The 9,726-nt window shown below is 48.2% G+C and carries 8 protein-coding genes and 7 tRNA genes; 14 read left to right on the top strand and 1 reads right to left on the bottom strand.

The window, feature by feature from the left end; translation table 11 throughout:
• Positions 1–93: 93 nt before the first annotated feature.
• The 7 genes from GPK83_RS02390 to GPK83_RS02360 all read left to right on the top strand — a co-directional run bounded on the left by GPK83_RS02390 (position 94) and on the right by GPK83_RS02360 (position 784).
• A tRNA-Asp gene (locus GPK83_RS02390) sits at positions 94–167 on the top strand.
• Between the two features lie 48 nt (positions 168–215).
• A tRNA-Val gene (locus GPK83_RS02385) sits at positions 216–288 on the top strand.
• A gap of 16 nt (positions 289–304) precedes the next feature.
• Positions 305–377, top strand: a tRNA-Thr gene (locus GPK83_RS02380).
• Positions 378–405: 28 nt separating this feature from the next.
• Positions 406–487 (top strand) — tRNA-Tyr (locus tag GPK83_RS02375).
• A 53-nt stretch (positions 488–540) separates the two neighbouring features.
• Positions 541–614 (top strand) — tRNA-Met (locus GPK83_RS02370).
• A gap of 4 nt (positions 615–618) precedes the next feature.
• Positions 619–691: transfer RNA gene (locus tag GPK83_RS02365), tRNA-Phe, on the top strand.
• 20 nt (positions 692–711) lie between these two features.
• A tRNA-Lys gene (locus tag GPK83_RS02360) sits at positions 712–784 on the top strand.
• Positions 785–910: 126 nt separating this feature from the next.
• Here the strand turns inward: GPK83_RS02360 and GPK83_RS02355 are convergent.
• Positions 911–1,597, bottom strand: coding sequence for a TIGR00266 family protein (locus GPK83_RS02355; RefSeq protein ID WP_215703914.1), 687 nt, complete (start codon positions 1,595–1,597; stop codon positions 911–913).
• A 296-nt stretch (positions 1,598–1,893) separates the two neighbouring features.
• On the opposite strand from GPK83_RS02355, the gene GPK83_RS02350 reads away from it, so the two are divergent.
• The 7 genes from GPK83_RS02350 (at position 1,894) to rsmI (ending at position 9,670) form a co-directional block, all read left to right on the top strand.
• A complete protein-coding gene (locus tag GPK83_RS02350; RefSeq protein WP_215703913.1) occupies positions 1,894–3,165 on the top strand; it encodes a hypothetical protein in 1,272 nt (423 codons plus the stop codon).
• A gap of 222 nt (positions 3,166–3,387) precedes the next feature.
• Positions 3,388–4,959 (top strand): aminotransferase class I/II-fold pyridoxal phosphate-dependent enzyme, encoded by a 1,572-nt coding sequence (locus GPK83_RS02345; protein ID WP_275950606.1) that lies wholly within the window; start codon positions 3,388–3,390, stop codon positions 4,957–4,959.
• Between the two features lie 377 nt (positions 4,960–5,336).
• Positions 5,337–5,918 (top strand): guanylate kinase, encoded by a 582-nt coding sequence (locus GPK83_RS02340; RefSeq protein ID WP_215703911.1) that lies wholly within the window; start codon positions 5,337–5,339, stop codon positions 5,916–5,918.
• Between the two features lie 151 nt (positions 5,919–6,069).
• Positions 6,070–7,062 (top strand): DNA polymerase III subunit delta', encoded by a 993-nt coding sequence (holB, locus tag GPK83_RS02335; protein WP_215703917.1) that lies wholly within the window; start codon positions 6,070–6,072, stop codon positions 7,060–7,062.
• Positions 7,063–7,072: 10 nt separating this feature from the next.
• Entirely contained in the window at positions 7,073–7,984 is a 912-nt protein-coding gene (locus tag GPK83_RS02330; protein WP_215703910.1) for a stage 0 sporulation family protein, read from the top strand.
• Positions 7,974–8,711 (top strand): tRNA1(Val) (adenine(37)-N6)-methyltransferase, encoded by a 738-nt coding sequence (locus GPK83_RS02325; RefSeq protein WP_215703909.1) that lies wholly within the window; start codon positions 7,974–7,976, stop codon positions 8,709–8,711. Before GPK83_RS02330 ends, GPK83_RS02325 begins: the two co-directional genes overlap by 11 nt.
• Before the next feature lie 116 nt (positions 8,712–8,827).
• Positions 8,828–9,670 carry a 16S rRNA (cytidine(1402)-2'-O)-methyltransferase gene (rsmI, locus tag GPK83_RS02320; RefSeq protein WP_215703908.1) on the top strand — a complete coding sequence of 281 codons (843 nt, stop codon included), beginning with the start codon at positions 8,828–8,830 and terminating at the stop codon, positions 9,668–9,670.
• Positions 9,671–9,726: the final 56 nt, after the last annotated feature.

Below are 9,726 nucleotides of genomic sequence, written 5' to 3'. Positions count from 1 at the left end.
GTCGAGGGCTTATCCAGGAAGGTCTGGTTGGTTGATGAAACGGTAAAGATGGATTTCAATATGTGGTTTTGAAGGTATGTTAAATACCTGAATGGCCCGGTGGCTCAGCTGGTTAGAGCGCCGCCCTGTCACGGCGGAGGTCGTGGGTTCGAATCCCATCCGGGTCGCGCATACATTTAGGTTTCCAGTATGTATGTAAGTATTATTTAAAATTTGGGGTCTTAGCTCAGCTGGGAGAGCATCTGCCTTACAAGCAGAGGGTCATAGGTTCGAGCCCTATAGGCCCCATTTTTAGACAGTACATGCCGATGTGGCTCAATTGGCAGAGCAGCTGATTTGTAATCAGCAGGTTATCGGTTCGAGTCCGATCATCGGCTTTAGTTTTAAAAACTAAATAATTGTTATGGGCGGATTCCCGAGTGGCCAAAGGGGACAGACTGTAAATCTGCTGCAACTTGCTTCGGTGGTTCGAATCCACCTCCGCCCATTAAATAGGTATTGATTTTTCGATATTTATTTTGTATAATAAAAAAGCATCGTCGCGGGGTGGAGCAGTCTGGAAGCTCGTCGGGCTCATAACCCGAAGGTCGTAGGTTCAAATCCTGCCCCCGCAATTATGCCCAGATAGCTCAGTTGGTAGAGCAGAGGACTGAAAATCCTCGTGTCGCTGGTTCGATTCCAGCTTTGGGCATTACAACTTAATAGTTGTATGGGATATTAGCTCAGTCGGTAGAGCACTTGACTTTTAATCAAGTTGTCCGGGGTTCGAATCCCCGATGTCTCATTAAGTTGCGGAAGCCGAGAGGTTTCCGCTTTTTCGTATTCTAAAGTTTGCTAAAAAAGAGGTTGCTGCACATTCACACAGCAACCTCTTTTTTAGGTTAAAGTATATGTTGTTGAAAGTCGAAGATCAGTTTGATTTTGTCGGAATGAACTGTGCAATGCGTCCGGCGAAATCAGCGATATTCTGAGTCTGAAGGATCACACGGCCAGGACCGGTAATCTTTGTGAGGAAGAGACCTTCGCCGCCGAAGAAGATATTTCCAAGGCCTTTGATCGTCTCAACTTCATATTTTACGGTTTTCTCGAACGCAACGACATTTCCTGTATCAACTTTGATCACTTCGCCCGGTGCAAGCTGTTTCTCGACAACATCGCCGTCGATTTCGAGAAAGGCCATTCCGGAACCGGAGATGGATTCAAGGATGAAGCCTTCGCCGCCAAACAGTCCGGAAGTAAATTTCTTTGTGAAGGTGACATCAAGATTTACAGAATCCTGTGCGCAGAGGAATGCACCTTTCTGGCAGATCATGCCGCCGTTTTCTGCCGCGTCGATCGGAAGAACCTGACCAGGTACAGTTGACGCAAATGCGATCGTGGCACCCGGAGCATCCGCACGGTAGGTAGCCATAAACATGGATTCACCGGCAAACATGCGGCCAAGACCTTTCATAAATCTGCCGCGTGTGTTTGTGGACATGGAAATCCCTTCAGACATCCAGGACATTCCGCCGGACTGTGTGTACATAGTTTCGCCTGGAGCATCAAATTTGATCTCAACTGCAGGGATAGTTGTGCCAATAATTCTGTATTTCATAGGATCCTCTCTTTCTGGCGTATTGAACGATGAAAATACGCTTGTATTGCTGTATCCAAAAGATACACAAGGGTGAACAAATATATTGTATCATACTCTGCCGATAGTTGCAAAAGAGATACTGGAATGAAATTTACAGTGAAAAATCCTGTTTATGAAAATAACAAAATGATAACATGTTTACAGTTTCCTTAAATATGGGGGTGCTCGCTTGTGTGAAAAAATTATGAATGATAAAATATCGGTAACAAGTTCAGTGACAGGTGAATTCAGTTTGGGGAAAAGAAGGTGGCAAGTTGAAAAAGATTTGGATGATGACGGCAGCTTTAGGGGTGGGAATATGGCTGACAGGGTGTTCGCCGGCTTTTGTTCCGGTAGAAGATCCGAGTGAGTCACAGACAGAGGAACGAAATAGTCCTGAAACGGAAAAAGAAGATCAGAGGGAAGATCTGGCCTTTCAGCCAATTTCGGAAGAAGAACGTCGGCGGATCGTAACGGAATTGGAATCGTTTGATGGAGATCATAAATTTTCGGATATGGATCCGGAAAAGGCAGCATCCTGCGGCGGAGAGATCCGGGATACGTATGATTTTATCGGACGGGAGACGGAAAATGGTTACGGGTATGTCTTGGGATTTCGAAAAGGCAAGGAGGATCCGTTGCAAGATCTCAGCATTTATAGCATTGATGATGTGATCGAGGCTGAAAAGTGGAACGAGGATGAAAGTATTTTTGAAAAAGTATATACTTTCGAAAATGTTTATGAAATGTATTACACGGAAGCAAAGGATGTTCTGTTTTTTGTTCCGAGCGGAATAGAAGAACCGGAAGAACTCAGAAAAGCGTTTACATACAGCCTCTGTGACGGTGACGAGGGGGTCCGGTATCTGGAGACTGTAAAGGAGCGCGGCGTGCGGATGTCACCACCGGAGGACGGCGGATATCTTACCGTCCGAAGATTTGAAGATGCAGAGGTACTGGAGGAATATATTCCTTTGACTGAGGATCAGGAGAAAGAGATCACCGGCTCGGATGAGATCATTGATCCGGTAATGTATGGAATAGATGGGATCACATATGCGGCAAGCCAGGAAATTTATGAGTCAGAAAACCCGGATCCGGATGAGATCACGGTTCCGGCATTAAAAATTGCAGAGGAAAAATGTGAATTTCAGACGGTCGGAACGGAAGACATGAAAGAAATTACAAGTGCGGAACTTGAGGTGGTCCCGATTTCCAAAGAGCCAGAGAAAAACACCGATTTGGCGCGCAAAGATTCTGCTGACTCGGAGGTCGTAGGGATTTCCGAGATGCTGCAGGATCCGGAATTGTTAAAAAGGCTGGAGGAGATCCTGGCGGGGGCATCTTTTGATGAAGCGAAAGAATGTCCGTATAACGGGATCCTGACGCTGACAAAGGCGGATGGGACACAGGTAGTGGTGAGACTGGCATCGGACGGATGCGATTCGATGGTTTATGGCAGCTATAGCTTTTATCAGGCAGCTGGGGGTGAAGTTGCGGAAATTTGGGATATGTTTCCGGAGGTAAAAGCGGAGATTGTAAAGTAAGCCGGCATTTGTAGCATTGACATTTCTTATGGAATACAGACAGATATTAGACTGGGTGAACAAAGAAGACTGGAGTGCATTATTGGATGTAGGACAGTCGCAGATTGAGAAACTTCTCTCGGAGCAAAAAGAAAAAAATATTTTATAACGAATGCGGATGCGAATTTGACGGACAACTCCCAGTTCATTTGCAGGCAGATGGGAAACAGGAGAATAAAAATTTTGAATTACAGAAAAGAAAAACAGCCGGGACTTTTAGAACGGCTGACAGAATATGCGGGCTCGGATGCGTATCCATTTCATATGCCGGGACATAAAAGACGGGAGATTCCGGATGGGATCCCGGGGGGATTTCCGGACCCGTATGGGATCGATATCACGGAGATCGATGGGTTTGACAACCTGCATCATGCGGAAGGAATTTTGAAGGATGCCATGGAGACGGTGGCTGCGATCTACGGGGCGGACCGGTCCTGGTATCTTGTGAATGGGAGTACCTGCGGTATCTTAAGTGCGGTTTTTGCAGCCACGGAAAACGGCGGAAAGATCCTGACAGCGAGAAACTGTCATAAGGCGGTGTACCATGCGATCTGCCTGAACCGGCTGGAGGCGGAATATCTGTATCCGGAGGAGATCACGGAATTCAGGATCAATGGAGGAATCCGTGCGGAGGATGTGAGAAAAGCGCTTGAAAAGGATGCGATGCGCTGTGCGGGAAATTCGGGGGATGTGAGAGGAAAAATCACGAAAATCCAGGCAGTGCTCATCACATCCCCAACCTATGAAGGCGTGGTGTCGGATATCCGGGCGATCGCGGATGCGGCTCATGAATACGGGATCCCGTTGATCGTCGATGAGGCACACGGGGCACATCTGGAGTATGCAGATCAGTGTCACAGCTTTCCGAAATCGGCGTTAGAATACGGGGCGGATATCGTGATCCAGAGTCTTCATAAGACGTTGCCATGCTTTACCCAGACGGCAATCCTGCATGTGAAGGGAAAACTTGTGGATCAGGACAGAATTTCGAGGTATTTGTCCATGTTTCAGACATCCAGCCCGTCATACCTTTTTATGGCTGGGATGGAGCGGTGCATCCGGTATATGGATGGGGACGGAAGAAATGAGATGATCCGGTATGAGAAAAGACTGGAGCGCTTTATGGAGCGGATGGAAGGACTTCAGGTACTTGAGGTTCTGGACCGGGAAATCTGTGGGAAATATCGGACTGTGGCCGGATGGGATCCGTCGAAGATCGTAGTTTCCACGATGCGCGCAGAGGATTTTCACGGGGAAGAGCTGGCGGAGACACTGCGGAGAAAATACCATCTTGAGATGGAGATGACAGCGCCGGAGTATGTGATCGCGATGACGTCGCTGATGGACACGGAAGAAGGATTTGAGCGGCTTGGAACGGCGCTGCTAGAGATTGACGGGGTGCTGAGACGCCGCATGGAGTCCGGGCGAAAGGAGAAAGCAGCTAGTGAGACTCCAGAAGGCCTGGAATCTAAACTTTCTCACCCGGTCAGGAGAATGCTCATCTGTGAGGCAATGGATGCTGATACGGAGCGCACAGCGTTTCAGGATACGGTCGGAAAGGTATCTGCGGAGTTTGTGTATCTGTATCCGCCGGGAATCCCGATCATCGCGCCGGGAGAGGTCTTCACGGATGCGATCGTGGAGAAGATCATGGCGTACAAGGCAGCAGGACTTCTTGTCCAGGGACCGGCTGATCCGGATGCGGACGTGATCTTAACATGTCAGACGCCAGGGTTTGTTCATAAAGGATTCTGATGAAAAAGGAAAACGTTAGTAATTCAAGTGCATAAGAGGTGGCTGCATCCGAAATGAAGAGGCTTATCATGCGAGAGTATTTCCCAGGAGAGAAACTTTTGTTACTTTAAAAGAATAAGAATTTGATGAACTGAAAATTCCATGTCATACAGCAGTCTTCACAGATTTTTCCAAGCAGGAACAGGAATTCTTACAGTGTATAAGTGGGAATGCGGATCCCGTGAAATTATCGAGCGAGGATGGAAACAACGGTTGCACGGGACCTCTGATTTTGATACAATGAAAAGATAGAACCTGAAAAGTGGTTGTAAAAGTTCGATCGAAAAGTCTTATCTGACAGGGATAAAAATTATAATACAGAAGGCTGAGAGAAACAAATGGGCAGGATATATTATCTTCTTGGGAAGAGCGCGACAGGAAAAGATACACTGTATAAGGAAATCCTGAAGCGGAGACCAAAGCTGCGGACGGTGACGATGTATACAACAAGACCGATCCGGGAAGGCGAGACGGACGGAGTGGAATATTTCTTTACCGACCGTGAGGAGCTGGAGAGGCAGCTGGCTTCCGGAAAGGTGATTGAGTCGAGAACTTATCAGACGATCGCCGGTCCGTGGACTTACTATACGGTGGATGACGGGCAGTTTAATGTTGCCGACGACGAGTCCTGTCTTATGATCGGGACACTGGAATCTTACGAGAAGATGTGTACCTATTTTGAAGCGGGAAAGATGGTTCCGGTCTATATCGAGGTCCCGGACGGGATCCGGCTTCTCAGGGCCGTCAAACGCGAGGAAAACCAGAAAAAGCCGAATTACCGGGAAGTCTGCCGGAGATACCTTGCAGACGAAAAAGATTTTTCAGAGGAAAATCTGGAACGCCTGGGAGTTACAAAGAGATATCAGAATACGGATATGGAAATCTGCGTGGAAGAAATCCTAAGGGATTTGGATAAATAACTTTTTATAGGCGCTATTTTGTGGTAAGATAAAATGGAAACACCGTTATCGGGAACAGTTAAATGTTCTGTTTGAACCGGGAAGATCCGGCGAAAAAGGCAGTGCCGGAACTAACAGGATGAGGAGGGATGCGGCTATGTCAGAAGAAAAGATCATGGGATTTGAAGAGATCCTCGGGAATGAGATGGTGAAAGATCACTTTAAAAAGGCGATCCAGAACCATAAGATCTCACATGCTTATATCCTGACGGGAGAAGCCGGCATGGGAAGAAAATCGATCGCGAATGCGTTTGCAATGACGCTCCTGTGCGAGAAAGGCGGAAGTGAGCCGTGCATGATGTGCCATTCCTGCAAGCAGGTGATGAGCGGAAACCACCCGGATCTCATCTATGTAACACATGAAAAGCCGGGAAGCATCGGCGTGGATGATGTGCGGGAACAGATCAACGATACGATCATGATCCGCCCGTACAGCAGTTATTATAAGATCTATATCGTGGATGAGGCGGAAAAGATGACAGTTCAGGCGCAGAACGCCTTATTAAAGACCATTGAAGAGCCGCCGGCCTATGCGGTCATCATTCTGATCACGACAAATCAGGAGGCGTTTTTACCGACGATCCTCTCCAGATGTGTCCAGATGAAGTTAAAGCCGCTTAAGGATTTCACGATCAAGAGTTACCTGACCCAGAATCTCCATATTGCGGAGAAGGATGCGGATATCTGCGCTGCATTCGCAAGGGGAAATCTCGGAAAGGCGATCCATCTGGCTTCGTCGGATGAATTTAGGGAACTTTTCCAGAAGGTCATGGTTCTCGTGAAAAACGTGGGAACTATGGATATTTCGATGCTTCTGGATTGTATCCGGGAGATGAAAGAGCAAAACTTTGATATCGGCGAGGTGCTGGACTTAATGCAGCTCTGGTACCGGGATGTGCTCATGTTCAAGGTCACGAAGGACATGAACCTGCTGATTTTCAAGGATGAATATAAAATGATCAATGAGACGGGTGAGAAAGTCGATTATGCCGGTCTGGAAGCGATCCTGGCGGCGATCGACACGGCGAGAACACGTTTGAACGCAAACGTAAATATGGAATTAGCGATGGAATTACTCCTGCTGACCATGAAGAACCCGTCATAAGGAGTAAGGCATGACGAAAGTAATTGGGATCCGCTTCCGAAAAGCGGGAAAAGTATATTATTTCAGCCCTGGCGAGAATGAGATCAAGACCGGCGACCATGTGATCGTCGAGACGGCCAGAGGCGTGGAGTACGGATATGTGGTGCTTGGAACCCACGAGGTGGATGACAAGAAGGTGATCCAGCCGCTGAAACCAGTGATCCGCATGGCGACACCGGCGGACGAGGAGACGGAGCGCCGCAACAAGGAGAAGGAAAAAGAGGCCTTCAAGGTATGCGTTGAGAAGATCAAGAAGCACAATCTCAGTATGAAGCTCATTGACACGGAGTATACCTTCGATAATAATAAGGTGCTGTTTTATTTTACGGCAGACGGAAGAATCGATTTCCGTGAGTTGGTAAAGGATCTGGCTTCCGTATTTAAGACAAGGATCGAGCTTCGCCAGATCGGTGTCCGCGATGAGACAAAGATCGTGGGCGGAATCGGTATCTGCGGAAGACCGCTTTGCTGTGCGTCCTATCTTTCTGAGTTTATTCCGGTATCCATCAAGATGGCGAAGGAACAGAATCTGTCCCTGAACCCGACGAAGATCTCCGGTGTCTGCGGAAGATTGATGTGCTGCTTAAAGTACGAGGAAGATACTTATGAGGAGTTAAATGGAAGACTTCCGAATATCGGCGACTATGTGACAACAGACGACGGTTTAAAGGGCGAGGTCCACAGTGTGAGCATTCTGCGCCAGCTTGTGAAGGTCATTGTGACTGTGAACAACGATGAGAAGGAGATCCGTGAATATAAAGTGGATCAGTTAAAATTCCGCCCGAAAAAGAGACGGGAAAAGCAGTCCACGAACGATGCGGAGCTTAAGCAGTTAGAGGCTCTTGAGAAAAAAGAAGGGAAATCAAAACTCGATGGCGATTGAGTTAAAGGAAAATGAGCGTCTGGATGATCTTCAGAGAAATGGACTGCAGATCATCCAGAAGACAGATGGATTCTGCTTTGGTATGGACGCGGTGCTGCTTTCCGGTTTTGCGGCTGTAAAGCCGGGGGAGAGGGCGCTGGATCTTGGAACCGGGACGGGGATCATTCCGCTTCTTCTTTCCGCAAAGACGGAGGGAAAACATTTTTCGGCACTTGAGATCCAGGATGAGATTGCCAGGATGGCGGAGCGGAGCGTAAAATTAAACCATCTGGAAAATAAAATTGAGATCGTACATGGAGATATCAAGGAAGCCAGCCGGATTTTCGGAGCGGCTTCCTTTGATGTCGTTACGACAAATCCACCGTATATGAATGACTCCCACGGACTTAAGAATCCGACGGAGGTGAAGGCAATTTCCAGACACGAGGTGCTCTGTACGCTGGAGGACGTGGTACGGGAAGGCGCGAAAGTGCTGAAACCGGGAGGAAGAATGTATATGGTGCACCGCCCCCATAGGCTGATCGAGATCTTAGGGACGATGAAGCAGTATAAGCTGGAACCGAAGCGGATGAAGATGGTGCATCCTTTTAAGGATAAGGATGCGAATATGGTCCTCATCGAAGCAGTCCGCGGCGGCGGCGCCTGGATGAAGGTGGAGGCGCCGGTGATCGTTTATAAGGAGCCGGGGGTGTATACGGACGAGATTTACTCAATTTACGGATACTAAAAATTTGGACCAAATGGGGAATGGGTCCTGTATACACGGAAGATGTTGATAGATTAAGGTAAAGCAGCTGACGCCAGTTTACGGAATGTGGCGTTCGGCAGCAGGAGGAATTGGTCATGCAGGGAAAATTATATTTATGCGCAACGCCTATCGGGAACTTGGATGATATCACGCTGCGGGTGCTAAATACGTTGAAAGAGGTGGATCTGATCGCTGCGGAGGATACGCGGCACAGCATCAAGCTTTTAAACCATTTTGACATCAAGACGCCGATGACCAGTTACCATGAGTTTAATAAGGTGGAAAAGGCGAGAGTTCTCGTTGAGAAGATGAAGGAAGGCACGAATATCGCACTGATCACGGATGCCGGGACACCGGGGATCTCGGATCCGGGCGAGGAGCTTGTAAAGCAGTGCTATGAGGCCGGAATCGAGCTGACTTCTCTTCCGGGACCGGCGGCATGCATTACAGCGCTCACGATCTCCGGAATGGCGACGAGACGGTTCGCGTTTGAGGCGTTTCTGCCGTCGGATAAGAAGGAAAAGCAGAGAATTCTGGAAGAATTAAAGTCTGAGACACGGACGATTATCCTCTATGAGGCGCCGCACCGTCTGGTACGGACCTTGGAAGAGCTTCTTGAGGCGTTAGGGGACCGGAGGATCACGATCTGCCGGGAACTTACAAAGAAGTATGAGACGGCATTCCGAACCACGTTTGAGGGGGCATTAGATCACTTTGAGACGGAGGAACCGCGGGGCGAATGTGTCATCGTGGTCGAGGGAAAGAGCCCGGAGGAGATCAAAAAAGAGAAGGAACAGACATGGGAAGCCATGTCGATCAAGGAGCACATGGACGTCTATCTGTCACAGGGAATCGAGAAGAAAGAAGCGATGAAGCTTGTGGCGAAGGACCGCGGAATCGGGAAACGGGATGTGTACCAGATGTTATTGGAAGAGTAAAGAGTCATGCAGTTTAATTCAGTTGATTTTATGATATTTTTTCCCGCAGTGGTGGC

Source organism: Clostridium sp. MCC328, from assembly GCF_018785465.1.
GTDB classification, from domain to species: Bacteria; Bacillota; Clostridia; order Lachnospirales; family Lachnospiraceae; genus Pilosibacter; species Pilosibacter fragilis.
Note: the sequence above shows the minus strand (reverse complement) of the source record. Positions and strands in the feature narration are given on the sequence as shown.

Coding starts and splice junctions, on each gene's coding strand:
- GPK83_RS02355 (WP_215703914.1), bottom strand. CDS start 1,597: ATGAAATACAGAATTATTGGCACAACTATCCCTGCAGTTGAGATCAAA.
- GPK83_RS02340 (WP_215703911.1), top strand. CDS start 5,337: ATGGGCAGGATATATTATCTTCTTGGGAAGAGCGCGACAGGAAAAGAT.
- GPK83_RS02330 (WP_215703910.1), top strand. CDS start 7,073: ATGACGAAAGTAATTGGGATCCGCTTCCGAAAAGCGGGAAAAGTATAT.
- GPK83_RS02325 (WP_215703909.1), top strand. CDS start 7,974: ATGGCGATTGAGTTAAAGGAAAATGAGCGTCTGGATGATCTTCAGAGA.
- rsmI (WP_215703908.1), top strand. CDS start 8,828: ATGCAGGGAAAATTATATTTATGCGCAACGCCTATCGGGAACTTGGAT.